Genomic DNA, 19,602 nt, shown 5'->3' with positions numbered 1-19,602 from the left:
CCATGTCAGAAATGAATACGCTAGAGATTATTCAATTTATTAAAGAAAGCACAAAGAAGACTCCTGTGAAAGTATATGTAAAAGGGAACCTTGAAGACGTTAATTTCGGTGAAGGCAGCCAAGCCTTTATTTCCGGAGGAAGCGGCGTCGTATTCGGAGAGTGGAGCGTAATCAGCCCAGTTTTGGAAGCAAACAAAGCTTTGATCGAAGATTATGTGGTGGAAGCGGACCGACGCAATTCGGCCATTCCTATGCTCGATTTGAAAGGCATCAACGCCCGCATTGAGCCAGGCGCAGTCATTCGCGATAAAGTACATATCGGTAACAATGCTGTCATTATGATGGGCGCTTTGATCAATATCGGCGCATCTGTAGGCGACGGAACGATGATCGATATGAACGCCGTACTTGGCGGCCGCGCGCAAGTAGGTAAAATGTGTCACATCGGAGCAGGCGCTGTTGTAGCAGGCGTTATCGAGCCTCCTTCAGCTCAACCGTGCGTGATTGAAGATGACGTTCTTATAGGCGCAAACGCAGTTATCCTGGAAGGTGTGCGCATCGGTAAAGGCTCCGTTGTCGCAGCTGGCGCTGTTGTTACTCAGGACGTTGAAGAATACACAGTCGTTGCCGGAGCTCCTGCACGAGTGATTAAGAAAGTGGACGACAAAACCAAATCAAAAACAGAAATTCTCCAGGATCTTCGCACTCTGTAATTAACTTTGGAGGGAAAACCCATGGCAAGCCCTTTCGTAGAGCTGCGACGTCAGCTGCATCAAATTCCCGAGCCCGGCTTTCAGGAATTCAAAACGCAGCAATTGCTTCTTGATTACCTGGACAAGCTTCCGCAGGATCGAATGACGATTCGCACTTGGCGTACAGGCATACTCGTCCATATTGCCGGAACGAATCCGAAGCGGCGCTTCGGTTACCGCGCCGACATGGACGGATTGCCGATTCCGGAAGAGACGTCTCTGCCATTCCCTTCCCTGCATCCGGGGTATATGCATGCATGCGGGCATGATCTGCACATGTCTATCGGTATGGGCATCGCGGCGAACTTTGCCCATGAACCCATGGAAGATGACTTGATTGTCATCTTCCAACCGGCGGAAGAGGGTCCTGGAGGTGCTCTTCCCATGCTCGCAGCCGAGGAACTCCAAGACTGGAAGCCGGATCAGATCGTTGCGCTGCATATCGCTCCGGAATATCCGGTGGGTACAATTGCAACAAAACCAGAAATCCTGTTTGCTAACACTTCCGAGCTATTCATTGACCTGCTAGGAAAAGGTGGACACGCCGCCTATCCTCATCTAGCCAATGATATGATTGTAGTCGGATCGCAAATGGTCGGTCAGTTGCATACGATCGTTGCGCGAAATGTGAATCCGCTAGATTCCGCGGTGATTACAATCGGCCGCATGGAAGCTGGGACGAAACAAAACATTATCGCAGAAAAGGCACGCCTGGAAGGAACGATACGTACGCTTTCCGCAGATTCCATGGCGAAGGTCAAGAAGCGCATCGAGTCCGTCGCTGCGGGGATCGAGCAATCATTCGACTGTCAGGTATCCATCGATTACGGCTCCAATTACCGACAGGTATACAATGATCCTGCATTGACACTTGAATTCATGGATTGGCTGCGCGGCAGCGAATCCATGAGATTGATAGAATGCACAGAAGCTATGACCGGTGAAGACTTCGGGTACTTCCTGGAGCAAATCCCCGGATTCATGTTCTGGCTCGGCGTTGAAACGCCGTACGGCCTCCACCATGCCAAATTACAACCGGACGAACAGGCAATTGATCTTGCCATCGATACAGTAGCGGCTTATCTTCGTTACAAATCCGGTCAATAAAACCTAACAAAGAACCTCCGAATCGCGTTCCTGCTTTCAACGCATTCGGAGGTTCTTTGTTATCCATGGTTCTATATAAGCTTATTAACAAACCGTTCCAACCTGTCCAGCGATTGCTCCAAAACTTCATGTGAATAGGCATAAGAAATGCGGATGTATCCTTCGCCGAATGTCGTAAATGCATCGCCTGGAACAACAGCAACATGCTCTTCTTGAAGCAGCCTCATTGCAAACTGTTCAGAAGGTAGGCCGAATCGGGTGATGGAAGGAAATAAGTAAAAGGCGCCGTCCGGTTTATCCAGTTCAAAGCCCATTTGAGTCAGACGATCATACACATAATCTCTGCGAGCCACATAGGCCTCACGCATAGGTAGCGCATCATCAAACCCATTCGTTAGAGCCTCCAACGCAGCGTACTGGCTGACAGAACTCGCACAGGACACGTTATATTGGTGAACCTTCACCATATGCTGTGTAATGGCTGCTGGAGCAAAAGTAAACCCGATTCTCCAGCCTGTCATTGCGTGGGACTTGGATAATCCGTTTATGACAATGGTCTTTTCTCGCATGCTGCGAATTGTAGCAATGGAATGATGCTTTTGTCCATAGACCAGCTCGCTGTAAATCTCATCGGATAATACGAAGATATCTTTGTTTTCCAGCAACGCTGCCAGATCCGCAAGCTCTTGATCAGAAAGAACTTGCCCCGTTGGATTGGAGGGGTAGCACAGTATGACGCAGCGTGTTTTAGGCGTTATATGCGGTTCAAGCAGTTCTGCGGTAAGCTTCAGATTATTGCTGCGCGTATCGACATAGACAGGTATCCCACCGGCAAGTCGAATCAGAGGTTCATAGCCGGGATAGATTGGCGCCGGAAGAATCACCTCAGCTCCAGGCGTCAGAATCGTCCTGAGCGTAATATCGACAGCTTCACTAGCTCCGACAGTGACAAGAATTTCGTCTGCCGCGCTATAACGCTGTCCATATTTACGGCCTACGAATGCGGAAGCAGCCTGTCTCAATTCGATGATTCCGGGATTGGCGGTATACACCGTCTTATTTTCATCTAATGCTCTTTGACCCGCTTCAATAATGTGCCTCGGTGTCGGGAAATCCGGCTGACCAATGGTCAGTGTCAAGGCTCCAGGGATCGTACTGACTAGATTGGAAATTTTACGAATGCCCGATATTTGAATATCCCTGACCTCAGGGTTTATTAAATGCTCCATCGTTGTTTCTCCACCTCTTTTAGCTCCTTGCCAAGACAATACCCTATGTCGTTCTCAATGAAAGCAGCAGTGAATTCATATCTTCAGGCAGAGGCGCTTCAAATTGAAGCTGTTCCCCTGTACGAGGATGAATAAAGCCGAGCACTGCCGCGTGAAGCGCTTGTCCCTCCATGAGCATGCCTTTGCTTTTTCCATACATAGGATCCCCGACAAGCGGTTGACCAATAAATTTCATATGTACGCGAATCTGATGGGTCCTTCCTGTCTCCAGCTTCAGTTCAACTAAAGTGAAGTCACCGAACCGTTCTAAAACGACAAAATGAGTTACCGCGTGCTTGCTGTTTTTGTCTGTCACCGTGTACATCTTCCGATCATGAGAATCCCGACCAATCGGAGCATCAATCGTTCCATGCTCATGCTCAATATTCCCATGCACCAGAGCTAGATATTTACGATTTACCGTGTGATCCTTCAATTGCTCCGCCAAAGAAGCGTGAGCTTTATCATTCTTGGCAGCCATAATAAGTCCCGAGGTATCCTTGTCAATACGATGCACAATACCGGGACGCAGCTCACCATTAATGCCTGACAAATCCTTGCAGTGGTACAGGAGCGCATTGACCAATGTCCCTGAATAGTGTCCCGGTGCCGGGTGTACAACAAGACCTCTCGGCTTGTTAATGACGATGACATCCGAGTCTTCGTAAACAACTTCTAGAGGAATGGGCTCACCCGTCAATTCGACAGCCTTTGGCTCCGGAATGGTTAAGATAATATGGTCCCCTTCAGCAAGCTTGTAGTTCGCTTTAACCGTTCTACCGTTGACCGTAGCATGTCCATCCTTGACCCATTGCTGTACTTGAGTACGAGAAACTTCTTCCTCCAATGATTCAGTAATAAACTTGTCGATACGCTCGTGATCGAATTCAGCCGAGACCACCCATTCGGCCGGTTCCGAGGCCAGGGACTCATTCGAGATCAGGTTTTTGCTCATGTTCTGCTCCTTTTTTCTCTTTTCTCCAAGCCAGTAAAGAATCAAGGAATATAAGGATAACACCGATTACAATGGCTGAATCCGCTATATTAAAGATTGGATAGATATAGTAAATGGCTTTTCCAAACAAGGTAAAGTCAAAAGTAAACTGCAAGAAATCCACAACCTCACCAAACAAAGCGCGGTCCAGGAAGTTACCCAAAGCTCCGCCTAACAGCAGGCTAAGCGCAAATGACAGCATTACCTTGCCTTCGCGAATCGTGCGGCGGATGTACCACAGAATCCCAACTACCACGATCAAGGTAATCAGAATAAAGAACCATCTTTGATTTTGCAGGATACCGAATGCCGCTCCGCGGTTTCTGTGTGAAGTAATGACAAAAAACTGACCGATGACGGAGCGTTCCTCGTGAAGCGGAATATGTTTAACAATCATCCATTTCGCAGCTTGGTCTAGTAAGAAAACAATAAGCGCATATACATAGTATTTCACGGATTTCAACGGACTTCCCTCCTATGCTTTTCCTTAAGTAGAATGACTTCAAGCTTATTCTGAGGACTTGCCGTGATTTGAAACAATTACCTCACTAAAAAAGATCATTGCTCGGAATGATAACGATTATGGAACACCTGTAAGAAGGGAGCTGCAATCATGAATCATCTTACCGAACAGCAACTAAGAGAGTTGAAACTGCAACTTTTGGAAGAAAAGCTCTATCTGGAACGGCACTTTGACCGAAACGATAATTACGGCTTATCCCAATCCTTCATTGAAAATACGGGCGAACTCTCCATGTATGACAATCATCCGGGTGACATTGGTACTGAAATTTACGAGAGAGGCAAAGATATCTCATTAAATGAGCATGCCGAGTTCCATCTCCGTCAAGTCAATGAAGCTCTCGATCGAATGGAAAAAGGAAACTACGGTATTTGTATCTTGAGCCAAAAGCCGATTCCTTTTGAAAGGCTTCAGGCTATTCCCACTACACTTTACAGCATTGATCACGTGCCTGACCCACATGAATCCGAACGCAGACCTGTAGAAGAAAAGTTCCTCCAGCCTCCATTTGGGCGTACAAGCTTGGATGAACTAGACACTCAAAACGGATTCGATGGAGAAGACGCTTGGCAAATCGTGGAAAGCTGGGGTACGTCGAACACGCCCGCTTTCGCTGAAGATCCGAATGTTGACGACTACAAAGACATGTATATCGAAGCTGATGAACATGAAGGCTTTGTAGAATCCTTTGAAAGCTTCATAGCAACTGACATGTATGGCGAACACGTTAATATTGTTAGAAACAAAGCGTACCGCGACTATATGAGCAGCGGCGAAGGAGATCACTCTTTGGAGCCGGAAAGCGAGTTTGATCTCGATAAATAAAGGAGACAGGCTAAACGAGCGACCCCCACGAGGGAAAATAACTCGTTTGCCTGTTTGCTCCAATTACTCGTGGTAATGTGCAGTAACTACATCATTGCATCGGACACAGAGTGTCGGATGCTCTTTACTTTGTCCTACTTCAGGTGTAACTATCCAGCAGCGTTCGCATTTCTCTCCTTCTGCGACAGCAATTTGAATAACCGTATCCTTCAAATAGGTGACACCTTCTGGCTTAGGTTCCGTTGGCAAGTGAACCTTCACTGCGGAAACAATAAACAATTGATCCAGCTGCTCGAACCCGCTTAACAGATTGTATACCTCTTCACTAGGATATAGATGCACAGCAGCTCCAAGAGAATTACCAATCACTTTTTGCTGTCTAGCCTCTTCCAAAGCTTTAAGAACCTCATCTCGCACATCCAGGAAACTGTTCCATTTTTGCTCCAATTTATCGTCGTAAAGGGTAGTTTGAACCTCAGGCAGCTCAGCAATTTGCACGGTCGGAAGCGTAATGCCCGGGATATATTTCCACACTTCATCAGCCGTATGAGGCAGAATTGGTGAGATCAGCTTTGTAATTGCAGTCAGCACCTCATATAAGACGGTTTGCGACGCTTTACGTGACGCGTCTTCCGGCGCATTCGCATAAAGTCGGTCTTTAATAATGTCCAGATAAAAAGAGCTCATCTCAACGGCACAGAAATGATGAATCGTTTGATAAACAACGTGGAACTCATAGTTTTCATACGCTTGGACGACCTTGCTGATCATACGGTTCAAACGAATCAATGCATAACGGTCCAGCTCAGATAGATTTTCTGCAGCAACTCGATCCGTAGCAGGATCGAAGTGGCTTAAGTTCCCCAGTAAGAAACGCAGCGTGTTGCGAATTTTCCGATATACTTCAGATGTTTGATTCAAGATGTTATCGGAGATTCTATGGTCGGATTGGTAATCGACAGACGAAACCCATAAGCGTAGAATATCCGCTCCAAGCTTGTTACTCACCTGATTCGGGTCGATCGTGTTGCCGATCGATTTGGACATTTTGCGTCCTTCGCCGTCCAGTGTAAATCCGTGACTGAGAATACCCTTGTAAGGAGCTTCCCCTTTCACGGCAACACCCGTAATGAGAGAAGAGTTGAACCAGCCACGGTATTGGTCAGAGCCTTCCAAGTACAAGTCAGCTGGCCACTGCAGCTCTGGACGAGCTTCCAATACACCGGCATGACTGGAGCCCGAGTCAAACCATACGTCCATAATATCCGTTTCTTTGCGGAAATGATCGCCACCGCACTTAGGACAAACTGTACCCTGCGGCAGAAGCTCGCTCTCGTCTTTGATAAACCAAGCATCGGAGCCTTCCTTGGCAAAAAGCTGCGCCACATGCTCAATGGTTTGTTCGTTCACGAGCGGTTCATTACAGCTGCGGCAATAGAAGATCGGAATGGGAACTCCCCACACTCGCTGACGGGAAATACACCAGTCTCCGCGTTCAGCGATCATGTTGTGCAATCTCACCTCACCCCAAGTTGGCGTCCATTTCACTTCCTTGATTTCATCCAGCATCTCTTGTCTGAATTTATCAATCGAAGCAAACCACTGCTCTGTGGCACGGTAAATGACAGGTTTCTTCGTACGCCAGTCATGCGCGTATTGATGCTTGATTTCTCCGACTTTCAGTAGCAGGCCTGATTCTTGGAGCTTCTCAATAATGACTTTGTTTCCCTTTTCGTAGAATAAGCCCTCGAAGCCAGGAGCTTCCGCTGTAAAATGACCTTGATCGTCTACGGGACAAAGCACACCGATGTTGTAGCGTTGACCGATGGCGAAGTCGTCTTCACCGTGTCCAGGTGCTGTATGGACGCAGCCAGTACCGGCTTCCAGCGTTACGTGCTCGCCAACCATGACCAGCGACTCTCTATCGTAGAATGGATGCTGGCAAGTCACATACTCCAGTTCACTGCCTTTCACTGTCGACAATACTTCTACGTCCGTCCAACCGATCTCTTTCGCCGCTGTTTCCAGAAGCCCTTGTGCAAGCACGTATTTCTTGCCGTCCACTTGCACGACAGCGTAATCGAACTCCGGATGCAAGCTGATACCCAGGTTGGCAGGAAGCGTCCAAGGCGTAGTCGTCCAAATGACGATGGCTGCATCCTGTGGAAGCTTGCCCTTGCCATCCTTCACAGGAAAAGCAACATAAATGGAGGAAGATGTTTTTTCTTTATACTCAATTTCCGCCTCAGCCAGCGCACTTTCTGACGAAGGAGACCAGTATACCGGCTTTAGCCCTTTGTAAATATATCCTTTTTGCACCATTTGGCCGAATACGCGAATTTGATGTGCTTCATACTCAGGCTGCAGCGTAATGTATGGATGATTCCAGTCACCACGGATTCCTAACCGTTGAAATTGGCTCTTTTGTTTCTCTACCGATGCCATCGCGTACTCCGCGCAATATTTGCGGAATTCATGAACAGACATTTTTTTGCGGTCCACTTTGCCACTGTTTGTGATCGCTTGCTCGATTGGAAGACCGTGAGTATCCCAACCCGGCACATAAGGGGAATCATACCCTTGCAGCGTTTTGAAGCGGACGATAATGTCTTTCAGCACTTTATTCAGTGCATGCCCAATATGAATATCACCATTGGCATATGGAGGACCGTCATGGAGAATAAATTTGGGTTTGCCTTTGCGACTTTCTTGAACCAACGCGTAGATATCCTCCGCTGCCCACTTTTCCTGCATTTTCGGCTCTGCCTGAGGCAAGTTCCCACGCATTGGAAAATCTGTTTTGAGTAGATTTAATGTTTTGCCGTAATCCATTTGCTCCACTTCCTTCTACAGTCATTAAAAATAAAAAAGCCCTCATCCCAAAAGGGACGAGAAGCTTATCTCGCGGTACCACCCTCGTTAAAAAGCAAGGTCCATTCGCATCATATGCATCATGAACTAACGCCTTTTCACTCGACCATGGATAACGGCATGACCCGATACTCTCTACTGAATTCAAGAGATGCTCCTGGGGGATATTCGGTACGCTGCAGAGGTTAGGCTTCCACCAAATCCCTAACTCGCTAACACTGCCATTGTCGTCCTACTCGTTCCAGTCATCGTTTTACTGCGATACAATTTACATGGAGTATAACGAATTCGCCCGGCATAGTCAATATGGCGAGCGCTGAAGCTGATTTACTCATCTCCTTGATCCATCTGCATGCTGTTCCAGCCCTCTGTATTTAAGAGCTCTAGTTGAGCCTCCAACAGTGTCCGGAACCTCGTGCGATAAATGGAGGCTTGCTTCTTCAATTCTTCAATTTCAAGGGCAACTTTGCGTGAACGCCCTAGAGATTCGTTAATAATGCGGTCGGCATTCTTCTCCGCTTCCTTCAGAATCAACTGGGCTTCTTTCTTGGCGTTATTCTTCACCTCATCGGCTGCTTCCTGCGCCACGATGATGGTTTTGCTTAACGTTTCCTCGATATTGGCAAAGTGATCCAAACGCTCCTGTAAGGCAATCGTCTGGTTTTGCAAATCTTTGTTTTCACGAATCAAAGCCTCATAATCCTTGATGACTTGATCCAAAAATTCATTAACCGAGTCCTCATCGTATCCGCGGAATGATCGGGAAAATTCCTTGTTATGTATGTCCAATGGCGTAAGTGGCATTGGTGCACCTCCCTGTATGCATAGGCTAAGCCTTATTCAAAGAAACATTCGCTGTATTCATGACGGAATCATGTATCCTGTCCACAAATACTGCATCCTGAATGTTTATTTCGACAGAAAACAAGAAATTCCTGCATAGCCGTTGGAGAAAATGACCAAATTCATGCATACCTGCCGATTATTACGCGAATTCTGCCTTTTTTTGTAACGCCTTCCACTTCAAGAACCTTAAAACGTCCAAAGCCCTGTAAAGAAATCATATCGCCTTCCTTGAGCGGCTTACTTGGGTCCTCTTCGGTTTTCCAGTTAACCCTGCAGCGTCCCGCCTGAATAGGAATGAGCACCTTGGCACGGCTAAGCCGAAAAACATCGCTGACAATACCATCCATCCGCATGGAAGCAACGGACAAATGTAGCTCCTCAAGTCGGGTTGAAGCAACCTGCAGCTTGTCCAGTGAAAGCAGCTCTGTCTGAACATGGACACGATGCACCTGAGATAAATTCATGTGCAGATAGCTGGCCGCCTCGTCTGCGACCAAGCAATGGCAGCCACCCTCTATAACATGAATATCGCCAATCTTGTCCCGCTTCATGCCGAGACCAAGAATGGCGCCCATGTAATCCCCATGCTCCAATGTGAGAAACTTACCGTCCCCCGACGAAATGGCCAGCACCGAGATATTCATTTCTTCATCATCTAAATGACGGTAATCAGGAGCGATTACAGCTCGTTTACGCTCCGCATCCGGATATCCGCCCTCGAGCCGGCAATGAACATCCGGATGACGGTTCACCAGGGTTGTAAGAATGAAAGTCTGTCTCGGGTCCAAAAAGTCAGTACGCTTGACTGCATGCTGCTCCGCCGAGCGCTCGACCCACTCCCAGGCTCGATCAACAAAATGATGTTCGTCCGGGTGAAAATGCGTGTACAGCTCTTTTTGAATCATAGGAACAATCTCACGATAAACGCAATCACTTGATACAACCCTTCCACAACGAAGTTAAGCGCAAGCAAAGCGACAATCGGGGAAAGATCGATAAATCCGATCGTTGGAATTATTTTACGGAAAGGACGTAGGTACGGTTCAACCACCTTGCCCAAAAGGTCACCGATAAAGCTTTCGCGCGCATTCGGAAACCAAGAGAGCAGGATATAACCGATAATCATAAAATAATAAATTTCTTTCAGGTAATGCAGTGCGACATAAATTTGAGTAAGCAATTGCGCAGTCACCTCGAGAGTCAGGATATGCGTCTATTCCTCGCTAACCATTTCCGAAATGTGCCCATGAATATCCACAGAATCCGGTGTGCACAGGAAAATATTCGTACCAAGCTTAGAGATAGACCCATTTAAAGCATATACCGTTCCGCTCAGGAAATCCACTATACGGACGGCTTGATCCGGACGAACACGTTGAAGATTCACCACAACCGCCTTTCTCGAACGTAGGTGGTCGGCAATATCCTGCGTTTCATCGTAAGTCCGCGGCTCACTGAGCACCACTCGCGTATTCTTCTGGGAATGGATGCTCACTACGTTTGCCTTATTTTTATTACGAGCTTCGTAAGGATTGGTTTCAGGTTCTTCCGTCTGTTCAACGATTCGTTCACGCTCTACGATTTCTTCCTCTTCCTGAAGGCCAAGAAAATTCATAAACTTATTCATTACGCCCATTAGTATCCCTCCTTATGTATGAGAGTCTTCTTTCACCAAAACACTGCCAAGGCGAATCATCGTAGCCCCTTCTTCTATCGCAACTTCAAAGTCACCAGACATCCCCATGGAAAGGTGCTTTACCTCATAAGGGAAAATGTCGCGGCCATTGAGAAGGTCCCTCAGCTCTCTAAGTTTGCGAAAATATGGCCTTGCCGCTTCTGCATCAACATCGTATGGAGCCATGGTCATGAGACCCTTAATATGGATATGCTTCATCTGGGCGCTTATCTCTGATCCGAAATCAAACAGCTCCTCAGGCGCCATCCCGTACTTGCTTTCTTCTCCAGATACATTCACCTGAAGCAAGCATTTCAACTGTAGGCCCTTAGCCGCTGCTTGCTTGTCCAGCTCTTTAGCAAGGGACAGACGATCAAGCGAATGGATGTAATCAAATTTACCGATGACATCCTTCACTTTATTCGTCTGCAAATGACCGATAAAATGCCAGGTTCCACGATCGTGGAGAGCCTCCCACTTGGGCTTAACATCCTGCCAGCGATTCTCACCGATGTGCAGAATGCCTTCATCCAGAACGGCCCTGGTTGTCTCAAGTGAAACATATTTGGTTACGGCTATTAGTTCAACATCCTGCCTGCTTCTGCCTGAACGCTCGCAAGCTGCCTGTATGCGTGTCTGAACCTCAAGTATCTGATCTCTTAGTGCCATTGATACTTTTGTCACCTCAATTCAAGCCATCTCTTGAATCGCCTTCATCCTTAAGTCCGATCCAAGCGATCATTCTCCCGGTTGCACCGCCTTCTTTTCGGTGGGAAAAGAATAGGTCAGTTCTGCAACTCGTACACAACTGTGTTACTTCGATATGAGACGACAATATTCCTGCTTGATTAATCAAAATTCGGTTTAATTCTTGCAAATTCAACATATATTTTCCATTCTCTTTACTTATCAAAACAAGTGCTGCTGCCTCTGAAGACACCTTTGTCTCTTCTAAGCAAGCCTTCACCCTCTGTGCCACCGTCTCATCCACCTCGTAGCAGCATACACCAATGGAAGGTCCGATCACAGCTCGAATGTCAGCTGGCTTGCTACCAAAAGTATGTGTCATTGAGGATATTGTAGCCATGGAAATCTTTAACACAGTGCCCTTCCAACCTGCATGTGCCAGGCCGGCTGCTTTATTGACCGGATCGTAGAAAAATAACGGCACACAATCCGCATACTGTGTACATAATATCGCACCAGGCACATTCGTAATCATAGCGTCTTTGGCCTGAATCGCATGCTCACGAGAATCCTTGCCCTTACCTGCTTCCTCAGCCGTCACGACCTGCACATCACAGCCGTGGACCTGTTCCGCGAACGTGAATTGTTCAAAAGGCTGATCAATAGCGTCAGCAATCAATCTACGGTTCATCACGACGTGCTGCTCATTATCCATGACATGTAGTCCACAGTTTAAGGTGCCAAAAGGCGCTTCGCTGATTCCGCCAAGGCGTGAAGTAAATCCGGCTGTCAATTTAGGAAAATGCCGCGTCCACGCTTCCAATTCCAAAAGAGTCAGTTGACCCTTTCGTTCTCTAATGACGAACGGTTCCACGCTTCTTTCCACTCCCTTATCCATTCTTTTCTATACTTTAGCACAAAATGAAAAGACACACGATCATTGCTTTGGCTTTCCGTGATTACGGATCGCACTCTGCTCGTGTGCCCATGCTTAGGCCCGGAATTGATTGTTATATTCGTAGCTCTGCTCGTTCTCATCGTTTTGCCGGTAAGGCCGGGTATCCTCCAGCTTCACGAGTACTACGTCAGCCCCGATTTTGACGATATGCTTCCATGGGATAATCACATCCGTCGCCGTGCCGAATATCCCAAAGAAGCGGCCTTGATTAGGAACAACAATCGATTCAATCCGGCCGTGTCGTAAATCCAATTCCAAATCGCTGATCTGCCCGAGCTTTTTCCCGTCCACGATATTAATTACGTCTTTTGTCTGAAAATCAGATATTTTCATGAGGCCAACACCTCGCGTTCGCAAAGTTTTTCGACTTTGTACTAGTATATGTGGAGATCGGGCAAAATGTCCTGAAAAACCAAAAAAGACCATCACGGCCCGTCCAAGGGGCCGATCCGATCTTTAGGTAGGTTGGTTAGGTCTTAACGTGTTTTTGCATTTGTGAGATCGCTGATTTTTCCAATCTGGACACCTGCGCTTGCGAGATGCCGATTTCGTCGGCTACCTCCATCTGCGTTTTGCCTTCAAAAAAGCGCATGGATAGGATCATCTTCTCTCTGGCGTTCAGCTTGCGCATGGCTTCTCGAAGAGCAATCCCTTCAATCCAAGACATGTCTTTGTTGCGCTCGTCGCTGATTTGATCCATGACATAGATCGGATCACCGCCGTCGTGATAAATCGGTTCGAACAGCGATACGGGGTCTTGAATAGCATCAAGCGCAAAGACAACATCTTCTTTAGGAACATTAAGTGCTTCAGAAATTTCGTAGATCGTCGGTTCGCGTGAATTCTGATTGGTCAAGCTGTCTCGAACCTGCAAAGCTTTGTAAGCAATATCCCGAAGCGACCGCGAAACGCGGATCGGGTTATTATCGCGCAGGTAACGGCGGATTTCGCCAATAATCATAGGCACCGCATACGTTGAAAATTTGACGTTTTGGCTGAGATCAAAATTATCGATTGCTTTCATCAATCCGATGCAGCCTACCTGGAAGAGGTCGTCCACAAACTCTCCTCGATTATTGAACCGCTGAATCACACTGAGAACCAATCGGAGGTTCCCGTTCACTAATTTCTCTCTTGCCGTGCGTTCCTGTTTCGTCTGCAGCTCAGCGAAGAGCTCCCGCATTTCCACATTACTCAAAACAGGCAGTTTGGCGGTATCAACACCACATATCTCGACTTTATTTCGGGTCACCGTGATTACCTCCCAAGGAGAAACATTAATGTTAATTATCCCCGAGGGCGGTCGATTTATTCTTCCATAGTCCGTCGATCAGCTACTTGACAAACTAGATACGACTCGCTCCCACTTGCCACTGCTGATTAAAATTTCATTTTGCCGACAAAAAATTTTTTTTCAAAAATAAGAAGAGAGGCTGCCCTCTCTTCCTTTACACCATTTTATTAAATTCCTTACGCAGCCGTTTAATGATCCGCTTTTCCAGCCTTGATATGTAAGACTGAGAAATACCTAATAAATCGGCGACATCCTTCTGCGTCTTCTCCTCGCCATCCTGAAGCCCAAATCGAAGCTCCATAATAATCCGCTCACGTTCCGTTAGCTTATCCAGTGCTTTATGCAGCAGCTTCCGGTCCACTTGCTCCTCGATATTGCGGTAAATCGTATCATTTTCCGTCCCCAGTACATCGGAAAGCAAAAGCTCATTGCCATCCCAGTCGATATTGAGCGGCTCATCGAATGAAACTTCGGTCCGAATCTTACTATTTCTGCGCAAATACATAAGGATTTCATTCTCAATGCAGCGAGATGCATAGGTCGCCAGTTTAATCTTCTTCTCCGGATCGAATGTATTCACTGCTTTAATGAGGCCGATTGCACCAATGGAAACGAGGTCTTCAATGTTGATACCCGTATTCTCAAATTTTCTTGCTATATAGACAACCAAACGCAGATTCCGTTCAATCAGCATCGCTCGAACAGCCGCATCCCCGGATGGTAATTTTTCCAACAAATATTCTTCTTCTTCTCTAGTTAACGGGGGCGGCAGCGCTTCACTTCCGCCTATGTAATAGATTTCCTCGCCTTTGAGGCCAAGCTTCATCAAAATCTTGTAATATACAATTTGCAAGAGCAATTTCCACTTCAAGAGCATGTTAGTTTCCTCCTAAGAGTTTTGCGTAAGAAGCCTTGCAACTCCGGCAAAACTGATCGTAAGCATACTTGTAAGATTCGCAGTAACAAACTTATCCAGACGAACGTCAATGAATGCGGCATTACCCGGCTGCAACAAGTGTGGGATGGATGATCGCCTGATACGATCCGTCGCTGCAAAGCTTGCCTCCATCCAAACCGATTAACACCTTAGAGGCTTCGATATGCTTGTCGTTATGATGTATCACCACCTTATCAGGCTTAATGGCCAGCATGAATTGTGTGTTGCGGTTTACCCCCCGATATGGCACCAGACGCAGTCGATCCTGCCAAATGAATTCCTCGCTTCCCAAACCGCTAATAATCTGGTCTACATCTGCAGAACGAATCCGCTTCAGCCATTCCTCAGGTAGCACCTCCCCCACTCCGATACTTCCATAACCATGACAGGAGTTCTGGTCAGAGGATCGTACAGCTGATTGCCCGTATCGATCAAACCTCTGCAAGAGGCCGTAAAGTCACCAACATAGATCGTTACGTCTGCTAGAAACGTTGTTAGCTCTTCTCGTTGTTTGGTACTGCTGAATACGGTACGATACCACCACACCATGATCACAGCCAAAATCAAGATTACAGCCAAGCTGCTCATTTGGATTCGGAAAGCAACGCCTCCTGCATGCGTAAATAACAAGCCATCCATAACTTCGGACGAAGAAGACAATATATAATGAATCCCAAAGATACCGCCCGCTACAGCAAAATTGACCAATAGAAAGGAACCCGTATTCCTTAAAAAATTTTGTAAGCTTCCAAATCCAAAAGCTGTCATAATCATACCGACACAAAACATACATTTCACAGAAAATGTAAAAAGCACGGAGAGATCGGGAACGAACATCAGTACGACATAGGAAGCGCCAATGCTGGCGGAGAGCGCGATTCTCCACCATTTAAAAGCCATTTTACGAGATTTGGCTGTTACAATCAGCATAGCTGCATCCATAAAAAAGTTTAAGAGGAAAATGAGATCCGCATAAACAACAATGACCGCCTCACCTCCCAGACGAATGCATTTCACACAGGTATCCTCTAAGGTTCTAGACCAGTATATAGTAATCATATTTCAAAGTCTGTCTAAACTTGCTAGTTGACAGCAACTTTTTTTGTCATTTGACGCTGCCAGCTGCAGGCTAGAAATAACCTGCATACAGCAAAAAACCGAAGCTTTGTGCATCTGCACAGCTTCGGTTCTTTGGTATGCCTCATGTAATTATTTGTCGGTATTACGTCCTCGGTTACGTAGGAACGTTGGTATATCCAATTGATCGTTAGAAGGCTGAGAGCCAAACGGTCTCAAATTATTCAACCGATTATCCGATCCGCTGTCAGAGGTTCCCCCGGTTGAGGGTCTTTTGGTTTGCGCGTGGGTTGGAGCTGCTTTGTGCTCGAATCCGGTAGCAATAACCGTCACCAGAATCTCGTCTTTCAGCTTCTCGTCAATAACGGCTCCGAAAATCATATTGACTTCAATATCGGATGCAGATGCAACAATATCAGCTGCTTCGTTAACTTCATAGAGACTTAGACTTACGCCACCCGTAATATTCATGAGCACACCTCGTGCTCCTTCGATTGATGTTTCCAAGAGCGGACTCGAGATCGCCTTCTTAGCAGCTTCTGCAGCACGGTTCTCACCAGTTGCTACACCGATACCCATCAATGCAGATCCTCGCTCTGTCATGATCGTCTTGACGTCAGCGAAGTCCAGATTGATCAGACCAGGAATTGCAATCAAGTCGGAGATACCCTGCACCCCTTGACGGAGCACGTTATCCGCTTCACGGAAAGCTTCCAGCATCGGTGTTTTTTTGTCTACGATTTCTAGAAGTCGATCGTTCGGAATAATAATAAGTGTATCTACTTTTTCTTTCAAAGCAGCAATACCTTGCTCAGCTTGAAGGGAACGCTTACGACCTTCGAAGGTGAACGGACGGGTAACTACACCAACGGTCAAAGCGCCGACTTCTTTTGCAATTTCCGCAATAACCGGTGCAGCACCAGTGCCAGTTCCGCCACCCATTCCTGCGGTGACAAACACCATATCTGCGCCGCGAAGCGTATTCAGAATCAGTTCTCTTGATTCTTCTGCCGCTTTCTTACCAACATCCGGGTTGGCGCCAGCGCCAAGTCCTCGAGTCAGCTTATCGCCGATTTGCAGCTTGTGTTCAGATTTGGCTAGGTGCAACGCTTGCGCATCTGTATTCACCGTAATGAATTCAACGCCTCGAAGCCCGTTTTCAATCATTCGGTTCACAGCGTTGCTGCCGCCGCCGCCTACTCCAATTACTTTTATTTGAGCCAACTGGTCCATATCCATGTCGAATTCAAACATGTGAGCCTTATCCCCCTAACTATACTTTCACTAGCATCCCTAAATAAACTCGCTAAAAAAATTCTTTACCCGTTCCATAAAACCGGGCTTTGTCGTTGTTGTGGTGGTACTGGAGGATTTTTTGCCTGCCGCCTTCGTAACCAACTTCTTAGCGAATCCTGATCCCGACGTACGGTTCCTCATGTACTTGGAAACGAACTGTATGATCCCTACACCACTGGTAAAGGAAGGGTCCCGTACACCGATAAAGTCTGGTACTGCAATGCGGACAGACGTTGCGAGTTCGGCTTGTGCGACGGCTAACATCCCTGGCATACATACGGTCCCGCCAGTCAGCACATATCCGCCGGAGGGATCTGAATAACCAAGTCTGTGCACTTCTGCACGAATCAGTTGGAAGATTTCCTGCACGCGAGGCTCAATAATATTAGCAAGATCCACTTGCGAGAACTCTTTCTCCACGTTGCTTCCGATCCTCGTTACTCTGAATACTTGATCGTCAGCGGAGTCATCGACAGAAGCGCATCCGTACTTCAGTTTGATTTTTTCCGCATATTCAAGCTGCGTACGAAGTCCAATTGCTATATCATTGCTGACAAACTCTCCGCCGATTGAAATCGTAGAAGTAGCAGCAAGATTTCCATTCTCGAAGATCGCGATGGTGGTTGCTCCAGCACCGATATCTACAAGCACGGTTCCAATGGATTTCTCATCCTTGGATAAGGCAAGCTGTCCAGATGCAAGCGACATCAGGATGAGACCTGCCACTTTCAGTTCCGATTTTTCCACAACACGGACTAAATTATGTATCCCTGTTTTGGCGCCGGTAATAATGGTTGCTTCTACTTCGAGACGCACACCGATCATACCGCGCGGATCATTAATGCCTTCTTGACCGTCAACTAAGTACTGTTTGGGTACAACACCAATGATTTCACGCTCGGGAGGTAGGGCGATTACTCTGGCTGCCTGAATCACTCGTTCAATATCCTCTTCCCCGATTTCACGGTCTTCATTAGAAACAGCCACAACTCCGTGGCTCGACTGAAGAGCGATATGATTGCCGGATATTCCCACGTAAACTTCAGATATTTCTACGCCAACCATTCGTTCAGCATGATCAACCGCACTGCGAATGGAATTCACAGTTTGATCGATATCGACGATGGCACCTTTGCGAATACCTTCAGAATCGGCAGATCCCACACCTATTATATTAATGGTTCCGTTTACGACTTCCCCAATAATAGCACGAACCTTGGATGTACCGATGTCCAAACTAACAATGATGTCATTGTTGCTCAATCCCTTGGCACCTCCTGTAACTTAACTAATAAATGTAAGATAAAACACATACTTTTGTACTTATTCAACACAACTGCCATATTCCCTCTTTTTTCTACATTTTTTTTACTACTCTGCAAAGATTCCATTTTTTCACAAGTAATTCAAACTGGCAGACAGCATTGTGATTGCATATACTTCGTCGTTTCACGCTGGATTGTGAGGGTAGAGAAACACCTTTTGGGCGTGATTCTAAAAGTAACCATAAAACTAATTTTAACATTATTTCTATTGATTGAGTAGTCTCTTTGCGTGTTTTTTGTCAGGAATCACGCGTATTTCCCTTAGGGGTAGATTGTGGTGTCGTTTTGGGAGTGGGAGATTCCCCGGCGGCCTTCGTACTTCCTCCGCCTGTTTGGGATTTCCCCGAGTTCTGATTGTTCTCAGTGTCAAACGGAGCATGGTCATCGACTTCAAGCATCCTAATCATGCCGCTTGTAATGTTCTCCTCCTCCAAGCTTGCTATATATGCAGGCAGCTTGTCAATTTTCTCTGGAAGGTAAGTGATCGTTGTATAGACTTCAAAGTCCGAACGCGTATACAGCTTAATCTTATCCGGATACGACTCCGAAGGATCAGGCTTGATTTCCGAGATATCGGCCAAGGCGCCAACGGGGATATCCCCCAAAACCTTGCACAACGCAGCTTTGTTCGGGTCATCGTCCGACCAGCCTGTCAGAATCGGTTTGTCGAGCGGAAATGCCCCATCCTTCAAGGTGACAACCGCTCCGTCAGCCAGAACGGCCTCTTTCGTACCGTCTGCAGTAATTTGGAACGCTACCTTAGGATACTCCTGAACCTGGATATGAATGCTGCCCGGAAAATGTTTGACCACCTGGGCGCTCTTCACCATCGGCAGCTTCTTGATCCTCTGTTCAATCGCTCTGGAGCTTGTTGCAAAAAAACGGTCTCCCGCAACAATTCCAGCTGCTTGTCCAATAGAATCAGTTGGGATTAGCTCATTACCCTCGATTTGAATATCACTAATACGACTTAGAGAAGATTGAAAGAAGAGAATGATAAGTACAGTGATGAAGAAAATAAACAAGAAACTAAGCAGCTTACGGTTTGAACGAGATCGAGGTCTCGGATTTGGAATAACAGGTACTTTACGTTCTTCAGGCAAGATAGGCACCACCTAAGAGTTTGATAAAGCAGCGTTGTATTGGATCGAGCTTATCGGAGCTGAT

General features: G+C 46.8%; 21 protein-coding genes and 1 other annotated feature. Of the genes, 3 read left to right on the top strand and 18 right to left on the bottom strand.

Features of this window, described 5'->3' with window-relative positions; translation table 11 throughout:
• The first annotated feature begins 2 nt into the window (after positions 1 to 2).
• Both dapD and L0M14_RS08515 read left to right on the top strand, forming a co-directional pair.
• Positions 3 to 713, top strand: a complete 711-nt coding sequence (gene dapD / locus L0M14_RS08520; RefSeq protein ID WP_235121728.1) for a 2,3,4,5-tetrahydropyridine-2,6-dicarboxylate N-acetyltransferase — start codon at positions 3 to 5, stop codon at positions 711 to 713.
• A gap of 21 nt (positions 714 to 734) precedes the next feature.
• Positions 735 to 1,859, top strand: coding sequence for an N-acetyldiaminopimelate deacetylase (locus L0M14_RS08515; RefSeq protein ID WP_235121727.1), 1,125 nt, complete (start codon positions 735 to 737; stop codon positions 1,857 to 1,859).
• A 71-nt stretch (positions 1,860 to 1,930) separates the two neighbouring features.
• Here the strand turns inward: L0M14_RS08515 and L0M14_RS08510 are convergent, their stop codons facing one another.
• From L0M14_RS08510 to lspA, 3 genes are read right to left on the bottom strand one after another with little or no spacing between them, the layout of a single operon-like run.
• The gene (locus L0M14_RS08510) at positions 1,931 to 3,088 is read right to left on the bottom strand and encodes an aminotransferase A (RefSeq protein WP_235121726.1); all 1,158 of its coding nucleotides are present in this window, start codon (positions 3,086 to 3,088) and stop codon (positions 1,931 to 1,933) included.
• A 43-nt stretch (positions 3,089 to 3,131) separates the two neighbouring features.
• Entirely contained in the window at positions 3,132 to 4,082 is a 951-nt protein-coding gene (locus L0M14_RS08505) for an RluA family pseudouridine synthase (protein ID WP_235121725.1), read from the bottom strand.
• On the bottom strand, positions 4,057 to 4,575 hold the full coding sequence (gene lspA / locus L0M14_RS08500) for a signal peptidase II (RefSeq protein ID WP_235122856.1): 519 nt from the start codon (positions 4,573 to 4,575) through the stop codon (positions 4,057 to 4,059). The genes L0M14_RS08505 and lspA overlap by 26 nt, the downstream gene beginning before the upstream one ends.
• Before the next feature lie 159 nt (positions 4,576 to 4,734).
• On the opposite strand from lspA, the gene L0M14_RS08495 reads away from it, so the two are divergent.
• Positions 4,735 to 5,469 carry a TraR/DksA C4-type zinc finger protein gene (locus L0M14_RS08495; protein ID WP_235121724.1) on the top strand — a complete coding sequence of 245 codons (735 nt, stop codon included), beginning with the start codon at positions 4,735 to 4,737 and terminating at the stop codon, positions 5,467 to 5,469.
• A gap of 63 nt (positions 5,470 to 5,532) precedes the next feature.
• Here L0M14_RS08495 and ileS read toward each other — a convergent pair whose 3' ends face one another.
• The 15 genes from ileS to L0M14_RS08425 form a co-directional block, all read right to left on the bottom strand.
• Positions 5,533 to 8,301 carry an isoleucine--tRNA ligase gene (gene ileS, locus L0M14_RS08490; RefSeq protein WP_235121723.1) on the bottom strand — a complete coding sequence of 923 codons (2,769 nt, stop codon included), beginning with the start codon at positions 8,299 to 8,301 and terminating at the stop codon, positions 5,533 to 5,535.
• 49 nt (positions 8,302 to 8,350) lie between these two features.
• Positions 8,351 to 8,598: a binding site (T-box leader), on the bottom strand.
• A gap of 69 nt (positions 8,599 to 8,667) precedes the next feature.
• The gene (locus L0M14_RS08485) at positions 8,668 to 9,144 is read right to left on the bottom strand and encodes a DivIVA domain-containing protein (RefSeq protein ID WP_235121722.1); all 477 of its coding nucleotides are present in this window, start codon (positions 9,142 to 9,144) and stop codon (positions 8,668 to 8,670) included.
• 161 nt (positions 9,145 to 9,305) lie between these two features.
• Entirely contained in the window at positions 9,306 to 10,091 is a 786-nt protein-coding gene (locus L0M14_RS08480; protein ID WP_235121721.1) for a YlmH family RNA-binding protein, read from the bottom strand.
• Complete coding sequence (locus tag L0M14_RS08475; protein ID WP_405030825.1) at positions 10,088 to 10,366, bottom strand: YggT family protein; 279 nt, start codon at positions 10,364 to 10,366, stop codon at positions 10,088 to 10,090. Before L0M14_RS08475 ends, L0M14_RS08480 begins: the two co-directional genes overlap by 4 nt.
• 33 nt (positions 10,367 to 10,399) lie before the next feature.
• Complete coding sequence (locus L0M14_RS08470; protein WP_235121720.1) at positions 10,400 to 10,822, bottom strand: cell division protein SepF; 423 nt, start codon at positions 10,820 to 10,822, stop codon at positions 10,400 to 10,402.
• A 12-nt stretch (positions 10,823 to 10,834) separates the two neighbouring features.
• Positions 10,835 to 11,530 (bottom strand): YggS family pyridoxal phosphate-dependent enzyme, encoded by a 696-nt coding sequence (locus L0M14_RS08465; protein WP_235121719.1) that lies wholly within the window; start codon positions 11,528 to 11,530, stop codon positions 10,835 to 10,837.
• Positions 11,531 to 11,546: 16 nt separating this feature from the next.
• The gene (gene pgeF / locus L0M14_RS08460) at positions 11,547 to 12,422 is read right to left on the bottom strand and encodes a peptidoglycan editing factor PgeF (protein WP_235121718.1); all 876 of its coding nucleotides are present in this window, start codon (positions 12,420 to 12,422) and stop codon (positions 11,547 to 11,549) included.
• 117 nt (positions 12,423 to 12,539) lie between these two features.
• On the bottom strand, positions 12,540 to 12,839 hold the full coding sequence (locus L0M14_RS08455) for a YlmC/YmxH family sporulation protein (RefSeq protein WP_235121717.1): 300 nt from the start codon (positions 12,837 to 12,839) through the stop codon (positions 12,540 to 12,542).
• A 136-nt stretch (positions 12,840 to 12,975) separates the two neighbouring features.
• Positions 12,976 to 13,758, bottom strand: a complete 783-nt coding sequence (sigG, locus tag L0M14_RS08450; protein WP_235121716.1) for an RNA polymerase sporulation sigma factor SigG — start codon at positions 13,756 to 13,758, stop codon at positions 12,976 to 12,978.
• Between the two features lie 196 nt (positions 13,759 to 13,954).
• On the bottom strand, positions 13,955 to 14,677 hold the full coding sequence (sigE, locus tag L0M14_RS08445) for an RNA polymerase sporulation sigma factor SigE (protein WP_235121715.1): 723 nt from the start codon (positions 14,675 to 14,677) through the stop codon (positions 13,955 to 13,957).
• A gap of 121 nt (positions 14,678 to 14,798) precedes the next feature.
• The gene (locus tag L0M14_RS30960) at positions 14,799 to 15,101 is read right to left on the bottom strand and encodes a sigma-E processing peptidase SpoIIGA (protein ID WP_260115454.1); all 303 of its coding nucleotides are present in this window, start codon (positions 15,099 to 15,101) and stop codon (positions 14,799 to 14,801) included.
• The gene (locus tag L0M14_RS30955; RefSeq protein WP_260115453.1) at positions 15,071 to 15,754 is read right to left on the bottom strand and encodes a sigma-E processing peptidase SpoIIGA; all 684 of its coding nucleotides are present in this window, start codon (positions 15,752 to 15,754) and stop codon (positions 15,071 to 15,073) included. The genes L0M14_RS30960 and L0M14_RS30955 overlap by 31 nt, the downstream gene beginning before the upstream one ends.
• A 192-nt stretch (positions 15,755 to 15,946) precedes the next feature.
• Positions 15,947 to 17,068: a cell division protein FtsZ gene (gene ftsZ / locus L0M14_RS08435; protein WP_235121714.1), complete on the bottom strand. Its 1,122-nt coding sequence runs from the start codon at positions 17,066 to 17,068 to the stop codon at positions 15,947 to 15,949.
• A 39-nt stretch (positions 17,069 to 17,107) separates the two neighbouring features.
• Entirely contained in the window at positions 17,108 to 18,373 is a 1,266-nt protein-coding gene (gene ftsA / locus L0M14_RS08430; RefSeq protein WP_235121713.1) for a cell division protein FtsA, read from the bottom strand.
• Positions 18,374 to 18,674: 301 nt separating this feature from the next.
• On the bottom strand, positions 18,675 to 19,538 hold the full coding sequence (locus L0M14_RS08425) for a cell division protein FtsQ/DivIB (protein ID WP_235121712.1): 864 nt from the start codon (positions 19,536 to 19,538) through the stop codon (positions 18,675 to 18,677).
• Between the last annotated feature and the right edge of the window lie 64 nt (positions 19,539 to 19,602).

It is taken from the genome of Paenibacillus hexagrammi (assembly GCF_021513275.1).
GTDB lineage: Bacteria > Bacillota > Bacilli > Paenibacillales > NBRC-103111 > Paenibacillus_E > Paenibacillus_E hexagrammi.
The sequence above is the reverse complement of the archived record's forward strand: the minus strand, read 5'-3'. Positions and strand labels throughout refer to the sequence as shown.

What these genes read in the sequence shown, in the direction of transcription:
- dapD (WP_235121728.1), top strand. Translation starts at nt 3, where the DNA reads ATGTCAGAAATGAATACGCTAGAGATTATTCAATTTATTAAAGAAAGC.
- L0M14_RS08515 (WP_235121727.1), top strand. Translation starts at nt 735, where the DNA reads ATGGCAAGCCCTTTCGTAGAGCTGCGACGTCAGCTGCATCAAATTCCC.
- L0M14_RS08510 (WP_235121726.1), bottom strand. Translation starts at nt 3,088, where the DNA reads ATGGAGCATTTAATAAACCCTGAGGTCAGGGATATTCAAATATCGGGC.
- L0M14_RS08505 (WP_235121725.1), bottom strand. Translation starts at nt 4,082, where the DNA reads ATGAGCAAAAACCTGATCTCGAATGAGTCCCTGGCCTCGGAACCGGCC.
- L0M14_RS08495 (WP_235121724.1), top strand. Translation starts at nt 4,735, where the DNA reads ATGAATCATCTTACCGAACAGCAACTAAGAGAGTTGAAACTGCAACTT.
- ileS (WP_235121723.1), bottom strand. Translation starts at nt 8,301, where the DNA reads ATGGATTACGGCAAAACATTAAATCTACTCAAAACAGATTTTCCAATG.
- L0M14_RS08485 (WP_235121722.1), bottom strand. Translation starts at nt 9,144, where the DNA reads ATGCCACTTACGCCATTGGACATACATAACAAGGAATTTTCCCGATCA.
- L0M14_RS08480 (WP_235121721.1), bottom strand. Translation starts at nt 10,091, where the DNA reads ATGATTCAAAAAGAGCTGTACACGCATTTTCACCCGGACGAACATCAT.
- L0M14_RS08470 (WP_235121720.1), bottom strand. Translation starts at nt 10,822, where the DNA reads ATGGGCGTAATGAATAAGTTTATGAATTTTCTTGGCCTTCAGGAAGAG.
- L0M14_RS08465 (WP_235121719.1), bottom strand. Translation starts at nt 11,530, where the DNA reads ATGGCACTAAGAGATCAGATACTTGAGGTTCAGACACGCATACAGGCA.
- L0M14_RS08455 (WP_235121717.1), bottom strand. Translation starts at nt 12,839, where the DNA reads ATGAAAATATCTGATTTTCAGACAAAAGACGTAATTAATATCGTGGAC.
- sigE (WP_235121715.1), bottom strand. Translation starts at nt 14,677, where the DNA reads ATGCTCTTGAAGTGGAAATTGCTCTTGCAAATTGTATATTACAAGATT.
- ftsZ (WP_235121714.1), bottom strand. Translation starts at nt 17,068, where the DNA reads ATGTTTGAATTCGACATGGATATGGACCAGTTGGCTCAAATAAAAGTA.